Raw genomic sequence first — 19,321 nt, 5'->3', positions numbered from 1 at the left:
AGACGGCCTTTTATTTATACAAATCTGCCAGACACATAGCTCTGTGCCATAAATTTGTGCCATTGTGCCATGCTCTGTGCCATATTTTAAATCGCTGAAAGCCTTATGGGGCATGGCTTTGTGCCATTGTTCCATAAATTTTTTATAAAATCTCGCATAAGAAAAAAAATTATCCAGCCACAAAAAAATATGACACGGTATATATACACCGTGTCATATTTTGAAAACCTATAAATTTTTTCTCGCGTAAAGCAAAAATCGCTGAAATTTATGGAACAATGGCACAAAGCCATGCCCCATAAGGCTTTCAGCGATTTAAAATATGGCACAGAGCATGGCACAATGGCACAAATTTATGGCACAACCAAAAATCCAAACTACAAAACGCGCCCGACAACTCCGCCGCGCGCGTTTTGAAAATATCATACATATGTCAGACTCAATCGTCAAACTTCTTCACCGCCGCGATACCTCCAACCAGCGCTGCGGAATCGTAAAACCTCATTGCCCAGGGCATCCATTTCCGGCAATCCGTCCGCCGCTTGCCAGCCAGCCGGCTTAAAAATCCAGTTTTGACACGATACGTCGCCATCTTTATTTTTCGTCCGCCACCAGCGCCGCGCCCGCGGCATCTTTTCAGCAATATGTTGCAGAAACTTGGTTTTGCCCATTTCTCGCTCGCCGTTTTGCCTGCACCACTCTTTGTAAACCAACCAAAGGTCGTCTGTAATGCAGCAGCAAAACGGCAGGTCTTTAATACCACCGCCAGCCCACTCCGAATAAAAGGTCTGCCAAGCATATCGGCCATAGGAAATGACGTTTTGTTTCGCGGCAGTCATCGGCGGCGGCGTGTTTGGATCGAATCTTACAGGCTCTTCAAGTTTGATTACTTTGTATCCTTTTTCGTTTTCTGCTTCCTGTTGCCCGTAAGTCAGATAAAAATTCCAACACAACAGGAAACTGTAAAACAGGCGGACGCCATCATTTCCGATACAGTCTAAAACTTCATCGCGCAATTTTTTGTCCAACTTTTTCTCAGGCCATACAACGAAATAACGGCGGTCGTTTTCTTCAATTTTGAAAGGCTGCGATTCATTACTCAAAAACACGCAATTCATATGGTTCGCCTCTTCGTAGGCATCCTGAAATTTCCGCTCGACGCGCATCGTCTTGCCGGTAATCATGTGCTTTTGGCTGCCTGTCTTATTGTATTTTTGCTGATTCGTGTAAACCTCCTCAAAAATACCAAACATCTTGCCGGAGCGGTTTGCCGTGTAATTGCTTTCTAAATCTTCTTGACCATATGTTGCGCCGTATTCGCCGTACATTGGTTTGACGATTTCCTCGAAGAAAAACGATTTACCCGCGCCATGAATATGACCGTGCATGACAACAGCGGTCGTCATCTTTGCGCCCACGTTTTGCAACGGATACGCCAGCCAATTCAACAAATATTCGACCTGTTGGTAGTCTCCGTTACACAAATGATTAATCAGATTCAAAATAGGCTTGATTTCGGGAAACAATCTATACAATTCGTAGTTTTTTTTGGGCATATCCTCTTTTGGAGTCGGGAATTTCGGCTCAATCGGCATGCCTCGAAAGATATTGATATAGTCGTCAGACAACACTCGACCCGGCTCAAAGACCAATCGGTCGAACCGTTTTACAATACGGCTCGGACTATTGACCCAAATTTTAAAACCGTCAGGCGTCATTGACAGCCGGGCCGCCTTTTCAGGGACAACGCGCCATAGTTTGTTGTCCCAAATCGATGCTGATCCATCAAGATAGATGAAACGTTCCATCATCCCCTGCGTGTCATCATCCTTGACCGCCTGAATCAACGCATAGTCTTTTTTCAGACGGTTGATTTCGTACATAGTCAGCACCGGCGCACGGCCCCATTCATACCAAGCATCGACAACGCCTTTGCCGAAATGGACAGTCATGGCTTTTCGGGTATATGTAACCCCAGTTTTCCTGTTCACGCCGTGGTCCTTACCCTCAACAAGCCCAAATTCTGATTTCAGCTTTTGCAATTTGGACAAAAATTCGTCATCCATATCCCCCGCACCCCCTTGACCGCCTGTTGCTTCAAGAGATTCAGGCAACGTCTCGGATTCCGGCTCCATATCCTGAATGGGTGTGGGAAAGTTTTCAGACGGCCTTTCCGCTTCCGGCACATACTCAACCAGCCAATCCGCCGCGCCCATTTTGCTCAAAACTTCGGACGGATTGACAACGCGCCCGCCATCAGCAATCGCATCCGCAATATCGAAACCATGAGGCCATCTCCCCGGAGCAGGAATGTTGACCAGCCAAACGCGGCAATTTTGCTTTGTCAGCACCTCAGCAATACCCAACATCGCCTTCATTCCGCCCTGCTCATTGCGTGGCAGGAATGGCTTAGACTCAGGGTCAACGCCGGCATCACGCTCTTTTTTCGTCAGCTTTTGGCGTAGCGAATCGCAATCCGGCCACAAGACGACATCACGATCAACGACCGCCGACCAATCCGACTTGTCCCAGTTATTGCAACCGCCATGCCATGTCAGGACGACATAGTTATAACCCTGGGCATCTGCCGCAGTCTTGCATTTCTCGCCCTCAACAACCAAAACCGGTAATGATGGGTCAGCAGCTAAAGAATCAAGACCGTACAACGGCCGCGGATCATCCCAACAACGCCAACGCCACATCTTCTCGCCTGTTTTCTTATGCTCACAAAACGTATAAGGTAGATCGATTTTTCCGCCGTCTGATTTTTTAAATCGGGCAACGCCGCCCAAAACCGCGCCGGAGCTATCGCGGAAAACAGATTTAAAAATAAGGTCATCTGATTTTCTAAATCCATTTCTAAAGGTCATGGATTTCAACGCATATTCCGGCACAGGAACGATGGGCCTCCACAAATCGCGCTCTTCTTCTTTTACCGGAGCAGGAGGAGGCAACGGTTTCGGAACCTTATCTACCAAGTCCCCATGCGCCAAACCAAGCAAGGAGGCAACCTTGTCTCTAGCCTCGTTAAAACTGTATCCGCACACATCCATCAGCAAATCAAACGGGCTACCGCCTTCGGGCTTGCACTGGTTACAAATCCAAACACCGCTACCACGACTTGAGCCGCTGCCATCCGTAAATCTGAATCGGTCAGTGCCGCCACAGGACGGGCATGGATGATGATTTTTGTCCAAAATCTCAGAAGGAATCCCGCAAGCCTCCAAAACCTCACGCCACCGGCCATGAGCGGCGGCATTAATTTCGGCTTTTGTTGCATATTTTTTATTCATTTTCAGTCATCCTTTACGTTTTTTAGGCGTAAAAAAGGCCTGCCCCCCCCCTTGAGAGGGCAGGCTAAATTACCAATCGCGTGTTAATCGGTAATGGGGGGAAAATTAGAAATCCGTACCAAGACTATGATCTCGTTTCTGAAATCAGGTCGGATACAGAAACCCGACCATTGGTAAGCAAAATTACATTTTCATAACACCGCTTCGGTGTTACCGCCCTTCGGTTTTCGATTTGCCACAAAAACGACAGAGACAAACCCAACTTTTGGGCATATTCCGACCTTGCTCCACGCTTAGTCGAAAGCGTTTTAATAAATTCAGCGTGAGTCATATCTGCTCCATTTTCAAACATTAAACAAGTTTATCAGTCATTAAACATAAAAGCAAACATATTTATTATTTGTTTGTTTAGTAGGAACTAAATAGAATATGAATATTACTGCTGGGAGATAGCTATGAATAAGTCAGAATTAAAAGAAATACGGATTGAGAATTTAAAAAAATTCTTTGAAGACAAAACCCTACCGACAAAAGACAAAAGCCTTTTGTCCCAATTGATGAGTGGCAAAGCATCTTTTGGCGAAAAAGTCAGCAGACGATTGGAAGAAGACTACGGCATGGGATCATATTATTTGGACTCCACGCCAAACAGCCCGATTGGTTCAGATGACGATCATCAAATCCGCTTTGAACGCCTCAACATCGAAGCGGCATGCGGCAATGGTACTGAAAACTTGCCCGCGGAAGTCGTCGATTACGTCAACGTATCGCGCCTGTGGGCCAAAGACAAATTCGGAGGAAACCTGTCCCACATCAAAATCATCACCGCACGCGGCGACAGTATGGCCGGAACTATTGATGAAGGCGATATTATATTTGTCGATACCGCCGTTACTGAAATGGTGGAAGACGGCGTGTACCTCATTCACGTCTCCGACGGCCTGCGTGCCAAACGCCTGCAACGTACCGTTACCGGCGGCGTCAAAATCCTAAGCGACAACAAACGCTACGAAACCGAAACTGTAGAGAAACACGACCTTGAACAGCTTAAAATCTGCGGCAAAATTAAAGGCGCGTGGAAGCTCGAAGAGATGTAGCAGAAAAAAGACTGTTACCGGCAGAAGACTATGGATTTAAAATACTTGAACAACTGATTTATCAGTACCAAGTGCCGTAAAACTCCGTCCTTCAGGGCGGAGATATAAGGCACAAAAACAAAGAAAAAACCGCCCACTGGGCGGTTTTTTTCACCTATACATCCGAAACCGCCTATCACCAATCTCTGTTAGGCGTTTTTTTTTGCAAATTAAATTCCCTTAAAAATCAGATAATTTAATATTTATTGAATAAACAATAAACTTTTTACTTGACTGCAAATTAAGTGTTTACTAAACTACACCCATCGAAACAAACAACCTACGAAAGGGCAACCGATGGAAACCAAGAAATCAATCAGACAACACTTGTCTCAAATGCTCCGGAAACTGAAACCGGCAACTCCAAGAAAACAAGTCATGGTCGCAACGGGATTTTTTGTTGAAGAAACTGAGGAAGCGTGCAAAACAGAACTTGACCGAGTTAAAAAACACATCAAACCTCTTTCGACAATCAAGTTGCCCACCTCATTAAAGACTTCAAAATGTCAAAAGAAGAAGCAGAGAAAATCGCGCTTGAACACGCTCAATTCCGAATTGACAGCCTGAATAGCTCATACAACTTATAAACCAAAGGCCGTCTGAATCAAACTAAGACGGCCAAAAAAACCAAATCGAAACCATGATTACAGCCACAACCATTTTAATCACCGCCAACATCGCCGTTTCCGCGCTGTTGATCGTATCAACCCTGATTTTTGACTGAAAGGAAATCAAAAAATGGAAACCAAAGAAAAGAAATTTGTTGCCGCATCTAAACAAATTCCGACCGTAAACGGCGGATGGTTAGACCGAGAACTCGGCGAGGCAATGTCCGAAGCCGTCCGCGCCTGCCTTGCTCACGGCAAGCAAGCCGAAGTGACGGTGAAACTGAAAATCACGCCGCAGAACATCAGCCATGGAACAGTAAAAATTGCTCACGACGTGACAACCAAACTGCCAAAAGAAAAACGCGAAGGCGGCATCGTATTCGCTACACCTGACGGCAACATTCAAGCCGACGATCCGGCGCAAGGCAACCTGCAACTGAAATCCGTCGAAGAACCCGCTTCATCGCTGAAAATGGTCAAAACCTCTTAACAATCAGCAAACCTAGAACCCGCGGAATAACCCGCATCAACATTAAAGGAATCCAAAATGGAAATTCAAGAAAACATGATTCAAACCGCAATGAAAGCCGCTCAGAAGCCTTTCATCATCACCGCTCCAAATGGCATGCCTATCATCGCCAATCCTTGCGGTAACGATACTGATTGGGCCTATGCAAAAGACGAAACCCTGCTTGATAAGCCTTTGCATAAAAAAGGCCAACCAGAATTTCACGACGCAAAAAGCCTCATCAAGTTTGTCACAAAACACAAACAGGAAGGTACGCAGATTTTTATCGATGCCGACTACAAAGCAGGAAAAATCAACATCATCGCAATCATTAACGGTCACACAGCCGTACAAGCAGACTGGGGCGATTTTGTTGCATTTTTCCGTCCGGTTCAGACAACATCAGCAGAAAACTGGCTCAAAAACAATGTTGAGAAAATGAACCAAGCAGAATTTGCACATTTTCTGACCAACAATGCCCGAAATATCGTTTCTCAGAATCCGTCAAAGCCAGACGCAGCGTATCCAACAGCCGCCGAAGTTTTAGATTTCGCGCTGAATCTTGAATACACCGAAACCACAACATTCAAGCAAGGCTACCGCGAACAAGATGGCCGCATCAATTTCACATTCACAAGCAAAGACGATGCCGCCACTGAGAAAAACTTGAAGATGTTCGAGCGTTTTGGCATTAGCTTCACGCCATATCAAGGCGGCGAGCCATATTTTGTCGAAGCGTTGTTGAAATTCCGCATTGAGAAGAATACCGGCGCATTGCACTTATGGTACGAACTGCAACAAATTGACGCAGTCATCGAGCAGGCAGCGCAAGACATTGCCGAAGAAATTCAAAAATCCCTCGCCGATGTAGATATTTACTTCGGACGACCAGACTAAACAAAACCAAAGGCCGTCTGAATATTCAGACGGCCACACAAAGGGTAAAAAATGAAAATCCGCTACATCTTAATTGCCATATTAATAGCAACAGCAGGCTACATGACAGGCAAAGCGACAGCCAAAGAAACAATTACCGTCAACATCGAATGCCCACAGGAAGGCTGCGGTTTTATCGATTTTGATAAAAATCCCGAACTAATCGGAGGCGGTCTCGTTCTCGAACCAACAGACCAGAAATAACCATGCCGGCAATATTAATCTTAGTCCTAATCATCGTACAAATCGCCGTCGAACGCATCACCGGGATCCGATTCCGTAAATGGATAGACGGCACACCACGGAAATAAAACCATGGCAACCAACAAACGCCCACGGAAAAAATATTGCAAAAAACGTCTGTACTTAATTGATACCGCCCGGCAATCACACGTCAACCCAATACAGCTCGTAGCACACGCAACAAGCAACAGACCACTATCGGAAGAAACAGTCAATGCCGTTTTGACCGGATACACAAATTTTCTTGACCTAGTCAAATCCGGAAAAGCAACAGGCCAAATTTTCTTCCAAATGTGCGAATGCCATTACTTGTATGTTGCCCTACTCGAAGTGATGAAACGCGCCAAAGTCAATTTCGATAATTCTGACGACCATATGCAATTCAAACTTCGGTTGTCTATTCTACTCGACATCGCGATCGACAGCACAACAGACGTTTTAGAGGGGATTGCAACGCGCGAAAAGAAAACCAATAAATTTATTTTGACTGGAGATGAGATCAAACACATTGAGCAGTCAATATCAGATTTCAAATGGCTCCTCAAAATTGCAAGCTGGCAACATTACATTGCCGCACTGAAAGAATCAGAGCCAATCCTAAACCAAGAAGCACACCGCCAACGCAGAAAAAAAAGACTGGAGGCAACACAATGAAATATTTAGCACTTTTATTAATTTGTTTTTCAGCAGGATTAATCGCCTGCTCAATCATCTACTACATAAAAATGCAAACAACCAAAAACAATGACGACTGGCACGGCGGACACTGGCCGCACTAGCAAGGAGAAAGACATGAGCCGCCAACATCCAAATATTGCCGTTAAACGAAGCCCAAAAAACACATGGATTATTGTCGAATATGTCGACACTTTTTATGACAAAAAACACTGGTCAATAAACGGCCACTTTAAACGAAAAGCGAAAACCATCGCAGAATATAAAACATTCGAAGAGGCAACAGAGAAAGCCGAATACATCAGAACCAACAAAAGCAAAGGAAATTAAAAATGGCAAATATCGACTTATCACAATGGACTGACAGCGTACCAGTTCAAATCGCAGTCAACCAAGAACAAGGATTCGTGGATATTATTATCGGGCAAGATGACATTTTTATGAGCATCGACCACGCGAAGGATTTGTATCGAAAATTAAAAGAGAACTTTGGAGAAACAAAATGATTGAAATCAGAGACAAAAACATTATTGCATACAACGCAAGCGAGAGCTTGACCGAAAGCATAATTAAAGACGTTTTCTCAGGTCTAATGCTTGGATTTTGCTTATATATTAGCCATTGGGCAGATTCGGTATTTTGGACTTTCATCACAGGCTTGATGTTTTTATTTTATCTCTCAGCCAAACTCAACAGAATGAAAGGCCAACTTAAAAAGTTTAAAACATGGGCAGAATTTAAAAAATGGGTAGATGAGCAGGCTGAGCTTGAAATGCACTTATCTGATATGCCAAACGAGGAAAACAGAAATGTCAAAAATGCCAACAGAAACTAGATTAATGCTGATACACGGCAATACTCACATTCCACTTGAAACAGTGGCAAAAGAATATTTAAACCTCAGCCCCGAAGTAGCACGCCGGAAAGCAAATGCGCAAAGCTTGCCATGGCCGGTAATCTCAGCAGATGGAAACAAAAAAAGCCCCAAGTTCGTAAGCGTATCAGCCCTGGCTGAGTGGCTAGACCGAATCGAAAGCAAGGCAAAAGACGAATGGGCAAGAGTACGAAATTAAAATACCAACCAATCTATATTTTTTTGCCTTATTGAAAATATAAGATATTGATTTAAAATGATTTAATATGGATAAAGAGAAAGCATTAGACAAAATCAAGAAATGTTTGGCCTTGAGTAAGTCGGCAAATGAACATGAAGCCGCTCAGGCATTAAGGCAGGCTCAGGCATTAATGGAAAAGTATGAAGTCAATGCTGTGGATATTGCCTTATCACAAGTCTCCGAACAGAAAGCTGATCGAAAAATGGCTTTTAAATTGGCAGACTGGCAATGGGGCGTTGCAAATATGATTGCCGATATATTCGGGTGCCAATCTTACCAACGCGGGAAGACGATGATGTTCTACGGCATCGGAAATCGAGCAGAAATCTCAGCCTATGCCTTTGATGTAGTTTATCGTCAGATTTCCGCCGACCGCCGCAAATTTTTGAAAACCTGCCGAGCAAGAAAGCCCGCGCACAGAACCTATCTTGCCGACCAATTTTGCGGCGGTTGGATTTTGGGTGCTTATGAGACAGTCAAAAAATTTGAGATGTCTGACGAAGAGAAAGCCATTATGGACGGATACAAAAAGAAAGAATATCCGTATATGACCGAAGCGAGAACAAGAGATGCGAAATCATCAATTCTGCAAGGGTCAACAATGGAATATGAGGCATTAACTCATGGAATGGAATCGGGTAAGCAAGTGCAGTTACACCATGCCATGAATGGTACGGACGGCGTGCAAAAAATTGTAGAGCAAAAATGAATCAAAAAGAAATTACCGAATGGCTCGGAGACCGTGGCAAGTTCCATTTTTAATTCTTAATATATGCCCAATAAAGGCCGTCTGAATTTCAGACGGCCTTTCCTTTCATGCGAAAAAAGAACGGTCAGGCTGCTCAGCCCTAATTATCTCATCCGCCTCTTGCAGAGCTTCCATCATCTCTAACACCGGCGGCCTTGCCCGAAGATTGGTATATCGCCTCATACTCTCCCAATCCCCATGGAGCGTGAACTGCTGCATCACCGGAATCGACAAACCCTTTTCAGCCAATCTTGTTGCCCCCTCATGACGCAAATCATGAAACCGCAGATCATCAATCTTCAACTCACGACACGCACGCTGCCACAAAGAGCCGACACTCCTGCCCTTATAACCACCAAGCAACAAATCGCCATTCTGCACATTCATTTGCCGCGCAATCTCAGGGGAGCGCATCAAATTAATCACAGCCATTGCCTCATCCGATACCATAAAAGCCTTGTCGTTACCCTTGCTCCCTCTTGGATTTTTCAAATCTCGCACAAGCCAAAGACGGTTTGTCTCATCAAAATCAGACCAACGCAATCGGGCAATCTCATCAAGACGGCGGCAGGAATAAATCGCAAACCACATAATTAAGTGCATCGGCAGGCGTTTCGGATTCACGACCACACGCCGCCATGCCCTCAAGAAATAAACCGTTAATTTCAAAAGCTCATCATTATTAGGCAGACGGTCACGCCGGCGTGCCTTACCGATGACACGCGCCCTGCGTAAACCTTCCATCGCGACATCAAGCTCAGCCCATGATACATCAAGCCCCCAAACGAAATGCGCGTGCTTAATAATTGAGCGCATATACTGCAAATCGCCGTTGATCGTAGAGGCAACCACCGGCTTAATACCAAGCTCAGGGCAACCCTTCTGCCGGGCAAAGGCAAAAGCAGAGTAATCAGCACGCGTTAACCTATCCAGCCGCTTATTGGCTATATCAAAATTTAAAATAAAATTGATAACCCCAAGCTTCGTTTCGCTGTAATTCGTCTGAACTTCGTCAACATACCGCTTTGCAGCCTCCCTGAGCGTAGGGCATAATTCACGCTTGCCATCGTTAAAAAGTAGGTCAGGATTTGTCTCAATCTCAAATTCACGCCGCTTTGCCCACTCAGTCGCAAGCGATTTTTTAGAAAAAGTCCGGCTTTCGGAATACGGAGGATACCCCTCCCTTTTCACACGCACCTGCGCCCTGTAAACAACAGCCCCCGACGGATTTGTCCTTTTAGTTATAGTAGCCATTTTTGCACCATGCAGAATAAATATTTAATGGTGCAAGTATGGTACAACAAAAGAACAGATAAAGCACAAAATAAGCGGATAAAAACAGATAAAATACAAAAGAGAATTTTATAAAAATTATTACAAAACAGATAAATGACTAATTTAAAAGAAAATACTAGATTGATACTAGCTCCCATGCAGGGGCTGGTGGATGATGTGATGCGCGACCTGTTGACGCGTATTGGCGGATTTGACGAATGCGTCAGCGAATTTGTCCGCATTACGCACACGGTCCACTCACGCGCCACTTGGCTTAAATATGTTCCCGAAATCACCCATGCTAACCGCACGCCGGCCGGCACGCCCTGTACTGTCCAGCTTTTGGGCAGCGATGCGGAAAACATGGCCGTCAACGCTTTGGAAGCCGTGCGTTTCGGTGCCGACAAAATCGACCTCAACTTCGGCTGCCCCGCGCCGACGGTCAATAAACACAAAGGCGGTGCGATCTTGCTCAAAGAACCGGACTTGATTTACCACATCGTCCACACCCTGCGCCAACGCCTGCCACAACACATTCCGTTGACTGCTAAGATGCGGCTCGGTTATGAAGACAAAAGTCTGGCATTGGAATGCGCTTCCGCGATTGAAAACGGCGGCGCATGCGCGTTAACCGTCCATGCACGCACCAAAGTCGAAGGCTACGAACCGCCGGCACATTGGGAATGGGTGCGCAAAATCCGCGATGCAGTCAGTATTCCCGTTACCGCCAACGGCGATGTGTTCAACCTTCAAGACTATCTCGATATTAAAACCGTCAGCGGCTGCAACAGCGTGATGCTCGGACGCGGCGCGGTCATCCGTCCCGACTTGGCGCGGCAAATCAAGCAATATGAAAACGGCGAAACAGTGAAAGACACCGACTTTGCCGAAGTCTCTTCATGGATAGTCCAATTTTTCGACTTGTGCCTTGCCAAAGAAGCCAACAACAAATATCCAGTTGCCCGTTTGAAACAATGGCTGGGCATGATGAAAAAAGAGTTTGAACAGGCGCAGGTATTGTTTGACCGCATCCGCGCCATCAAAGAAGCGGATAAAGTGAAACAGATTCTGCTGTCGTTTGAACAAGAGATGCATTCATGATTAAAAAAGGCCGTCTGAATTTCAGACGGCCTTTGATTTCATCACCTACATACATAATCAGCCAACAATCTGCCTTTTTCCGCACTGGCTGCATTAGCCATGTTTACCTGTCTGGTCTCAGGGCCATTCTTAGATTTCAGGGCTTCGCCATATTTTCTGGCAAATTCTTTATTGGCACTGGTCACCCTTGACTCGGTAGAATCCAACATGAAGCCGTCTTGCTCATATTTGCCTTGCGCAGTAATAATCAAGATATTTTCAGGCGAAGGATAATCCGGAAAATCAATATAGTTGGTAACCAGCTTGTAGGAAACGCCTTTGCCGTGTTTCATATCCTGACAGATGCCGTTAGGCGCGGTAAAGACTGCATGGCCGATCCGACTACGTCCGAAATCGTAAAAATCGATTCTCTTAGCAGCCGCCAACAGTTTTCTATCATCGTCGTCATTGATATTTAATGACTTGCCGTTTACCAAAAACAGGGTTGCAACAAGGGGCTGCCATGAGAGGCTCCCAAATTATATGCTTCGCCCAACAGCTTGCCCTGACGATACACAGTCAAGACAGGCTTTTTCAGACCATTTTCCGGATTGCCGGTTTGCTTAAAAGAAATCTTCTGAAGTACATTGCCAAATTCATAATAAGGCCGCTACTGCACACCTGTTTTCGTATCCTGCAGGGCGCTCCAGTCACCGCCCGTCGTTTGGGCGCACGCAGTCACAGCAGCAAACAGAATACCCGATAGTAAAACTTTAGAATGTTTCATTCATAAACTCCTTCTTAAGTAAACAAAAGAACGGATGTGTGCCTTTACTGCCCAATTTTATTTCTTTATTAAAATTTTAGAACTATTGTACTAACTTAGCAAGGGATTAAAGAACAGGCCGTCTGAACTTTCAGACGGCCTTGATTAACCTCAAATTTTAAGAAGCCAAAACGCGAGGGAAGAAAATCTCATTTTCCAAGTGGATATGGTCTTTCAAATCATCCACCATCTCTTTGGCCAATGTGTACAAACGGGTCCAGCTGCCACAAGCGCCTTCTGGAAGCTCAAAATTATTGGTCAACTCTTCCAGACGTGCAATGGCTTGGTCGTGTTCTTCATGCTCGTGCATCATCACGCTGATGGGCATTGCCGCGCCACGGCCCACGCCCTGATTAATCATCGGGAACAACATGCGTTCCTCTTTCATCATGTGCATCAACAGCTCGTTTTGCATATAGGCCAACAAATCGGTCACTTCGGCAGGGAAAGTGTCGGCATGAACCTGCGCCACTTTTTGCGCCAGTGGTACCAACTCTTCAAACTGGGCGCGGTGAACGTTGTGATAACGTTGCAGGATATGGTCAATCGTAGAATTGAAAGGCGCGGTTTCCCAAAGGGTAAAGTCAGTCATGGCTGTGTTCCTTTAAAGATTTATATTGGATGAATGTTAGGCGTAAGGATACACGCAGCTATCATCTTTGTATAGTTTTTTAATTGTTTAATTAATTGATAATAAAAGTTATTTTCAAATTTAAAATAACAAACAGGCCGTCTGAAACATAATGCCAACGTTTCAGACGGCCTGCCCTTTTCTTAAATAATCCAACGATATAATGCAATCATCACCGGCATGGTTACCACACAAAGCAAGGTTGTCAGCCCATAAATCGCGCTGGCTTTTTGGGCATTTTTACCGTAAACAACCGCCATTTGGGTAACTGTCGAGGCGGCAGGCGAAGTCGTTGCCAAAAAGCTGATTAAAACAACCGTATCCGCATGCGCATTATGATGGGCAAAACCGCAGACTTTAACGGCAAAAAGCAATAATATCGGAATCAAAATCAACCTTAAAAAAGCAACAAGATACAGCCTCGGCGTCCACATAATCGAGCGCAGCGGCAAAGAAGCCAAAAGCATGCCCGCCACCAACATGGCAACCGGGCCAATCATGCCGCCTACCGTCGCCAAAGTATTATCGACAATATGCGGCAGCTTGATTTGAAAGGTAAACATCAGCAGCCCGACCAGCATGGATAAGATGTTGATATTGGTGAAAATGGTTTTCCAAGCCACATTGCCGCGGCCGCAAATCAACAGGCGCAGATGCGTCCAAAACAAAAACGTCTGCACCATGATAAAACCGCTGGTGTAAATCACCCATTCCGCACCAAAGACCGACATCACCAAAGGGATAATCAGGTTGCCCGAATTACTGTACACCGTCGCCGCGTGTTCAAGCGCATCGAGTTTGAACAAGTGCTTAAACAACCTGCCCAAAACAATCAACACCACATGGAAAAACACTGCCAGCATGACGGAAAGCTTCAGCCCTTCAATAATCTGCGGCGTATTGTCCATCTGAAAAGCATGAATCATGACGGACGGGCTGATCAGATAAAGTGCGATAACAGAGAGCGTGTAGCTGTTTTCCGATTTCAACAGCCCGGCCTTCACCAAGGCCACACCCATCAAAACAATCAGCGTCAGCTCGGTAATTTTTCCGGCAAGCAGGAAAGAGGTTTCCATAATAAAAAAAGCGACAAAAACGTTAATTTTACGCTTCTACCGCTTGGCATGCCAAATTCAGACGGCCTCAACATTCAAGGCCATCTGAAATTTTCTACCACAGATAGGTTACGCTGGCTCCACCGCCTGCACCACCCTTAGATGCGCCAACAGCCGAACCTTTCACCAGCCATTTGCCACTGGCGGATACTTTCGATACTCCGACAGCAAAACCGGCCTTTCCGCGCCAAACGCCGCTGCCAATGGATACCGCACCCTGTCCCGGCTGGTAAGCTTGTCCCAGATTACCCACCGCAATCGCAGCAGCAGAGCCGGCATCCGCACGGTCTTCCAGTTTTTTCATTTCTACGTGTGTTTCAGCTCGTATCTGATTGATTTGAGCAGCCACCGCCGACTCTTTTTGCTGACTGTCGGCCCGCCATCTTTCCGCAAGCCTTTTAACCTGAGCCACATTTACCGCATCCGTATCCTGAGTACCGGCAGCCACATGGGTAATTTGACGGCTGTCCTTTTCATTGCCAACCGAAACCGCGCCCAATGTCGATTTCCATGCCGTTTCTTCAGATTGACTTGCCGACTGTGTCGCAAAATCATAGCCTGCCTGCCCTGCAGCCGAATCTGCGATGCTTTGTGCACCCAGAGCCACTGCTTTCTCGGCTTTACCTTTGGCTTGGAAACCGAGTGCCAAAGATTTCTCTTCCAAAGCCGATGCGCCGCCGCCGACTGCGGTACCACCTTCTTTACGCACACTGGAGCTGGTGCCGACAGCCAGACCGTTCAAGGCTGTAGCGGAAGACTCGACACCCAAAGCTACACTGTTTACGGCATTCGATACCGCACGCGTACCAACCGCCACTGCTTGATAACCTTCTGCTTCAGCAGCCGATGCCAGCGCAAGTGATTGAGTCCCACGTGCTTTAGCTCGATCACCTAAGGCCGTCGCACTGAGCGCATCCGCCTCACTATCTCTGCCGATAGCTACTGCATCAATATTACTTGCCTGCGCGCCATTACCTACCGCAACGGCACGCAAAGCCGAAGCCTTGGACAGCAGGCCAACTGCAACGGATTGACCGCCAGAAGCAGCCGCTGCGCCACCGACTGCTACATCATTTGTTCCCTTGGCATGGGCCCGAAAGCCAACCGCCACCGACCGCAATGCCTCCGCCTTGGATTCGCCACCCAAAGCAGTTGCGCTTAAACCGGAAGCGGCAGAATCATAACCCAAAGCAGCCGCCTTATAGCCACCTGCTTTAGCCTTGTCGCCAACTGCAGCGGCATTTTCGCCCGATACGGATTCTTTACCGACAGCCAAAGAACCCGTCTTGTGCATGGTTCCAGCAACGATACCTCCGTCCGCATACGCAGTACCGAAAAAAAGCGCTAAAGCCAAACACAAAGGTCTGAGCGATACATTCAGTTTCATCTTTATATTCTCCATTTTTTAAATATTAAAAATATCCCATTCAATCATATTAATACTTTTGAACTAGTTATATTGTATATATTTTTATTCTCATATTAAATAATTTGGATAGATATTTTGATTTGTGTCATAAATTTCAAACATCCTGGCAAATATTCCTGACCATCCTTCGAAACAGCCATCAGTTTCAGACGGCCTGAAGCCTTTTTCCAACAACCCGACATAATTTACCCTACCGCAAAGCAAATCAATATAAATCTGTCCGTATATCCGCTATAATCAGCCATTTTCTTCAAACAGGAAACATCATGTCCCCCAGCCGTTTCAATCAAACGAGCCCCAAAATCGGCCTGAGCGTACGCCTTGCAGAAACCCAAGCTGAAATCGAAGCCGCCCAAAGATTGCGCTATCAGGTTTTTGCCCAAGAATTGGGAGCGGAAATCGAAAGCGATGACGGCCGCGATGTCGATCCTTATGATGAACATTGCCACCATCTACTCGCCTTCGATGATGCAACCGGCGAAGTTATCGGCTGCTACCGCCTGATTACAGAAGAAACCGCAAAAAAAGTCGGCGGCTGGTACAGCGAGCATGAATTCGACCTTGAGCCTTTGAAAGACATCCTGCCTCAAACCGTAGAACTCGGCCGCGCCTGCACCCACCCGGACTACCGCAACGGCGGCTTGGTCATGCTGTTGTGGACCGGTTTGGTCAAATTCATGAAAGACGAAAACCTGCGCTTTATGATTGGTTGCGGCAGTATCGAAATGCGCGACGGCGGCAACGATGCGGCGGGCCTGTATCATGCTTTGAAAGACAAATACCTCGCTCCGGAACAATGGCGCGTCAAACCACTCAACCCGCTCAAATGGGACAGCATCACGCCGTCTGAAAATCCGCCTGTACCCGCACTGATCAAAGGCTATCTCAAAGCAGGCGCGTGGTTTTGCGGCGAGCCTTGCGTCGATGAAGCATTCAACTGCGCGGATGTGCTGATCATGATGGACATCACGAAACTGAGCGACCGCTATCTGCAAAAATTCGCCCCCCGCCCATAAACGTCAGGGCACACAGGCCGTCTGAAAGTGCGAGTCCAGCCTTTCAGACGGCCTGAAACGATTCAAACCCACACGCCCGACACACACAAACACTCCCCCTTTGACATGACTGCCAAACTACGCTTCGCCTTCCGTCTTCTCTGTATTGCCGGCTGCCTTTTGTACGGCATGGCCGAAATGTTTTTTCTGTTTCCCTTTTACAGCAGCAAACGCAAACTGCGCGCAATCCAATTATGGTCGCTGCGCGTACTCGCTTCCTGCGGCATGAAACTGCAAACTTTCGGCACGCCGCCGCAAGAAGACCGCGGCCAAATGCTTATCAGCAACCATATTTCATGGTTGGACATTATGGCGGTCAACGGCGCTTTTCCCGGCCGCTTTGTGGCTAAAGACGATGTGGCCAAATGGCCGGTGGTCGGTTATCTCGCCACACAGGCGCAAACGGTTTACGTCTCGCGCAACCGCGGTATCAAAGGCAATTCCGCCAAAATTGCAGGCGTGACCGAAGCGCTGAAAAACGGCGATACCGTCACCATTTTCCCCGAAGGCACCAGTACCGAAGGCCGTGAAATCCTGCCGTTCAAACCCAGCTTTTTTCAGACGGCCTATGATGCAGGTGTACCGATTATTCCGGCACTCTGCCGCTATCCGAATCCGGACGGCAGCAGCCCCAATCCGCACACTGCCTACTACGGCGACATCAGCCTTTGGCAATCTATCTGCATGGTCATCAGCCAACCTTCCAGCACGGTCGAGCTGCATTTCCTCGATCCGATTGAAGCAGGAGAAGACCGTTATGTTACCGCGCTTCACGTACACGCCCTGTTGAGCGAAAAGCAAAAACAGTTGGGCTAATCAAAAAAGGCCGTCTGAATGTTCAGACGGCCTTTTCCATTATCTCATGTCTTAAGATGAATATTGTACCGAATCGCTACCGCTTTTCTTTTGAATAAATTCAATTTTGTAGCCGTCCGGATCTTCGACAAACGCAATCACAGTCGTGCCGTGTTTCATCGGGCCGGCTTCGCGTACCACTTTACCGCCCATCTCTTTGACACGTTCGCACGCAGCGTAAGCGTCATCAACTTCAATCGCGATATGGCCGTAAGCCTCGCCCAAGTCGTAAGACTCGGTATCCCAGTTGTGGGTCAGTTCCAAAACAGTATGGTCCGCCTCATCGCCATAACCGACAAAAGCCAAAGTAAAACGGCCTTCAGGATAATCACGGCGGCGCAACAGTTGCATGTTCAATACATTTTGATAGAAATCCAAAGAGCGTTCGAGATTGCCGACACGCAACATAGTATGAAGCAAGCGCATGATTTTGTTCCTTTCTGAATTATATTTGGTCATGAATTATAACACATCGGGCATTTACCCTCCTCATCTTAGAAAATGCCGATACTTAACCCGTGTGAAAATGAAGCGTATCCCTATCGCCAGTTGAATTTGATTTATTAACAAGCACACCGACTGACTAAATTGCTATAATCGCCACACTTACAACACAACACTTCAAACCGTCATGAAAACCTTTGTTCTTCCAGATACCCGCCCTTATCCGCAGAGCCCTATCAAAAACTACCTTCTGCTCAATGCCTATCAGCTGGCGCACAACTCCTCCTCCGCATCACGCAAACTTTCGGCCGGACAACTGCAAACCGAAATCCGCACCATGCTCAGCCAAAACCATTACATCAACCTTTCATTGGCGATGACCATGGCGCCCGATGTTGGTACTTACACCAGCCTGATTCAAAGCGTGGGCGAAGTCTTAAAAGCAGAAAACGATAACGAAGCCCAATGGTTTGCCCTGCCTGTCGTTTTGGTCGCCGGTTGCAAAAAAGAACAAACCCTGCCGCTCACGCTACCTACCGAAGCCCTCTTTTCCTGCCTGCAAAACTACCCTAATCTGCGCACCCTCACGCAAAACACACAATGGCTGCCTTACCTCGTTCAATCTACCGACTTGAGCAGCGTTACCCCGGGCGAGTGGTTCCAAGCCAAGCAAAACGATGAAGCGGCAGGCGCATTCCTGCAAAAATTCGAATACAAACCATTGACGCTGCCCGAAGGTCAATCCGTCCATGTGGTTTACGCGCTGGGCTACGGCAATAAAGACATTCAGACGGCCTTGGGCCTCAACCTGCAACAGGCAGGCCTGCCATTGATGCAGGTTTGGCAAGAGCATCTCGCCCTCGACGGCGTTACCCTCTTTACCAACCCGCTCTCGCCCAATACGCCGCTTGACGCGCTTACCGACGGCAGCCACACCCGCCAACGCATGGCCATGGACGTTTTTGCCACCAACGCCATCCGCGCCATCCGTATGCAAAGCCCGCGTGTCGGCGTTGTCGCCGCAGCGAAAGCGGATGGCAAGCTCCAGTTCAGCTTCAACGCGACAGACAGCACGTTTGAAATCGTTCCGCAGACCTTCACATGGGAGCTGGCCTCAACCGACAATATCGCCATCGTTCAGCAAAACTTCCTCGACCTGATGGCCGAATGCCGAATCGAGCACCTCTACCTGCTGCACAACCCACTGGGCGAAAACGAGAACATCCCTACTTATGCCCAAGCGTTGAAACTGGAAGGCCACAATCCTTTCTTCAGCCATGTAAACTAAGTTGAAAATGCAACACGCCAAGGCCGTCTGAAAACGGTTTAGCGTGTTGCATTGATTTTCA

23 protein-coding genes are annotated in these 19,321 nt (G+C 46.9%); 16 read left to right on the top strand and 7 right to left on the bottom strand.

All coding sequences use genetic code 11. The features are described 5' to 3' along the window. The first annotated feature begins 270 nt into the window (after positions 1-270). Entirely contained in the window at positions 271-417 is a 147-nt protein-coding gene (locus ACTHSP_RS00435; RefSeq protein ID WP_440345407.1) for a hypothetical protein, read from the top strand. 29 nt (positions 418-446) lie between these two features. Here ACTHSP_RS00435 and ACTHSP_RS00430 read toward each other — a convergent pair whose 3' ends face one another. Next, positions 447-3,293: a DUF5906 domain-containing protein gene (locus ACTHSP_RS00430; RefSeq protein WP_440345406.1), complete on the bottom strand. Its 2,847-nt coding sequence runs from the start codon at positions 3,291-3,293 to the stop codon at positions 447-449. A 455-nt stretch (positions 3,294-3,748) separates the two neighbouring features. On the opposite strand from ACTHSP_RS00430, the gene ACTHSP_RS00425 reads away from it, so the two are divergent. The 11 genes from ACTHSP_RS00425 (at position 3,749) to ACTHSP_RS00375 (ending at position 9,223) form a co-directional block, all read left to right on the top strand. Then, positions 3,749-4,390, top strand: a complete 642-nt coding sequence (locus tag ACTHSP_RS00425; RefSeq protein WP_440345405.1) for a S24 family peptidase — start codon at positions 3,749-3,751, stop codon at positions 4,388-4,390. Positions 4,391-4,726: 336 nt separating this feature from the next. Beyond that, on the top strand, positions 4,727-4,996 hold the full coding sequence (locus tag ACTHSP_RS00420) for a hypothetical protein (RefSeq protein WP_440345404.1): 270 nt from the start codon (positions 4,727-4,729) through the stop codon (positions 4,994-4,996). Positions 4,997-5,167: 171 nt separating this feature from the next. After that, positions 5,168-5,527 carry a hypothetical protein gene (locus ACTHSP_RS00415; RefSeq protein ID WP_440345403.1) on the top strand — a complete coding sequence of 120 codons (360 nt, stop codon included), beginning with the start codon at positions 5,168-5,170 and terminating at the stop codon, positions 5,525-5,527. Positions 5,528-5,584: 57 nt separating this feature from the next. Then, positions 5,585-6,442, top strand: a complete 858-nt coding sequence (locus tag ACTHSP_RS00410) for a DUF2303 family protein (RefSeq protein ID WP_440345402.1) — start codon at positions 5,585-5,587, stop codon at positions 6,440-6,442. Between the two features lie 51 nt (positions 6,443-6,493). Next, on the top strand, positions 6,494-6,685 hold the full coding sequence (locus ACTHSP_RS00405) for a hypothetical protein (RefSeq protein WP_108699991.1): 192 nt from the start codon (positions 6,494-6,496) through the stop codon (positions 6,683-6,685). 111 nt (positions 6,686-6,796) lie between these two features. Next, entirely contained in the window at positions 6,797-7,378 is a 582-nt protein-coding gene (locus ACTHSP_RS00400; protein WP_440345401.1) for a hypothetical protein, read from the top strand. A gap of 138 nt (positions 7,379-7,516) precedes the next feature. Next, a complete protein-coding gene (locus ACTHSP_RS00395; protein WP_440345400.1) occupies positions 7,517-7,729 on the top strand; it encodes a hypothetical protein in 213 nt (70 codons plus the stop codon). Between the two features lie 2 nt (positions 7,730-7,731). Next, on the top strand, positions 7,732-7,905 hold the full coding sequence (locus ACTHSP_RS00390; RefSeq protein ID WP_440345399.1) for a hypothetical protein: 174 nt from the start codon (positions 7,732-7,734) through the stop codon (positions 7,903-7,905). Beyond that, on the top strand, positions 7,902-8,234 hold the full coding sequence (locus ACTHSP_RS00385; RefSeq protein WP_440345398.1) for a hypothetical protein: 333 nt from the start codon (positions 7,902-7,904) through the stop codon (positions 8,232-8,234). Before ACTHSP_RS00390 ends, ACTHSP_RS00385 begins: the two co-directional genes overlap by 4 nt. Beyond that, positions 8,209-8,472 carry a pyocin activator PrtN family protein gene (locus ACTHSP_RS00380; RefSeq protein WP_440345397.1) on the top strand — a complete coding sequence of 88 codons (264 nt, stop codon included), beginning with the start codon at positions 8,209-8,211 and terminating at the stop codon, positions 8,470-8,472. The genes ACTHSP_RS00385 and ACTHSP_RS00380 overlap by 26 nt, the downstream gene beginning before the upstream one ends. Before the next feature lie 67 nt (positions 8,473-8,539). Then, complete coding sequence (locus ACTHSP_RS00375) at positions 8,540-9,223, top strand: DUF7168 domain-containing protein (protein WP_440345396.1); 684 nt, start codon at positions 8,540-8,542, stop codon at positions 9,221-9,223. Positions 9,224-9,328: 105 nt separating this feature from the next. Here ACTHSP_RS00375 and ACTHSP_RS00370 read toward each other — a convergent pair whose 3' ends face one another. Next, positions 9,329-10,516 carry a site-specific integrase gene (locus ACTHSP_RS00370; RefSeq protein ID WP_440345395.1) on the bottom strand — a complete coding sequence of 396 codons (1,188 nt, stop codon included), beginning with the start codon at positions 10,514-10,516 and terminating at the stop codon, positions 9,329-9,331. A 135-nt stretch (positions 10,517-10,651) separates the two neighbouring features. Here ACTHSP_RS00370 and ACTHSP_RS00365 point away from each other — a divergent pair, with 135 nt between their 5' ends. After that, complete coding sequence (locus ACTHSP_RS00365; protein WP_440345394.1) at positions 10,652-11,638, top strand: tRNA dihydrouridine synthase; 987 nt, start codon at positions 10,652-10,654, stop codon at positions 11,636-11,638. A gap of 41 nt (positions 11,639-11,679) precedes the next feature. Here ACTHSP_RS00365 and ACTHSP_RS00360 read toward each other — a convergent pair whose 3' ends face one another. The 4 genes from ACTHSP_RS00360 to ACTHSP_RS00345 all read right to left on the bottom strand — a co-directional run bounded on the left by ACTHSP_RS00360 (position 11,680) and on the right by ACTHSP_RS00345 (position 15,576). After that, positions 11,680-12,114 (bottom strand): hypothetical protein, encoded by a 435-nt coding sequence (locus tag ACTHSP_RS00360; RefSeq protein WP_318250567.1) that lies wholly within the window; start codon positions 12,112-12,114, stop codon positions 11,680-11,682. A 447-nt stretch (positions 12,115-12,561) separates the two neighbouring features. After that, positions 12,562-13,035, bottom strand: a complete 474-nt coding sequence (dnrN, locus tag ACTHSP_RS00355; RefSeq protein WP_049351364.1) for an iron-sulfur cluster repair protein DnrN — start codon at positions 13,033-13,035, stop codon at positions 12,562-12,564. Between the two features lie 182 nt (positions 13,036-13,217). After that, positions 13,218-14,150, bottom strand: coding sequence for an AEC family transporter (locus ACTHSP_RS00350; RefSeq protein ID WP_049351365.1), 933 nt, complete (start codon positions 14,148-14,150; stop codon positions 13,218-13,220). A 94-nt stretch (positions 14,151-14,244) separates the two neighbouring features. Beyond that, entirely contained in the window at positions 14,245-15,576 is a 1,332-nt protein-coding gene (locus ACTHSP_RS00345) for a YadA-like family protein (protein ID WP_049351366.1), read from the bottom strand. A gap of 308 nt (positions 15,577-15,884) precedes the next feature. Between ACTHSP_RS00345 and ACTHSP_RS00340 the strand changes: the two genes are divergently transcribed. Both ACTHSP_RS00340 and ACTHSP_RS00335 read left to right on the top strand, forming a co-directional pair. After that, positions 15,885-16,634, top strand: coding sequence for a GNAT family N-acetyltransferase (locus ACTHSP_RS00340; protein ID WP_049351368.1), 750 nt, complete (start codon positions 15,885-15,887; stop codon positions 16,632-16,634). Between the two features lie 105 nt (positions 16,635-16,739). Beyond that, complete coding sequence (locus tag ACTHSP_RS00335) at positions 16,740-17,489, top strand: lysophospholipid acyltransferase family protein (RefSeq protein WP_049351369.1); 750 nt, start codon at positions 16,740-16,742, stop codon at positions 17,487-17,489. 51 nt (positions 17,490-17,540) lie between these two features. Here ACTHSP_RS00335 and gloA read toward each other — a convergent pair whose 3' ends face one another. Next, positions 17,541-17,954 carry a lactoylglutathione lyase gene (gene gloA, locus ACTHSP_RS00330; RefSeq protein ID WP_070589865.1) on the bottom strand — a complete coding sequence of 138 codons (414 nt, stop codon included), beginning with the start codon at positions 17,952-17,954 and terminating at the stop codon, positions 17,541-17,543. Between the two features lie 205 nt (positions 17,955-18,159). On the opposite strand from gloA, the gene ACTHSP_RS00325 reads away from it, so the two are divergent. Beyond that, the gene (locus ACTHSP_RS00325; RefSeq protein ID WP_049351371.1) at positions 18,160-19,260 is read left to right on the top strand and encodes a hypothetical protein; all 1,101 of its coding nucleotides are present in this window, start codon (positions 18,160-18,162) and stop codon (positions 19,258-19,260) included. Positions 19,261-19,321 lie beyond the last annotated feature (61 nt).

The organism is Neisseria sp. P0001.S005 (assembly GCF_051963715.1).
The sequence above is the reverse complement of the archived record's forward strand: the minus strand, read 5'-3'. Positions and strand labels throughout refer to the sequence as shown.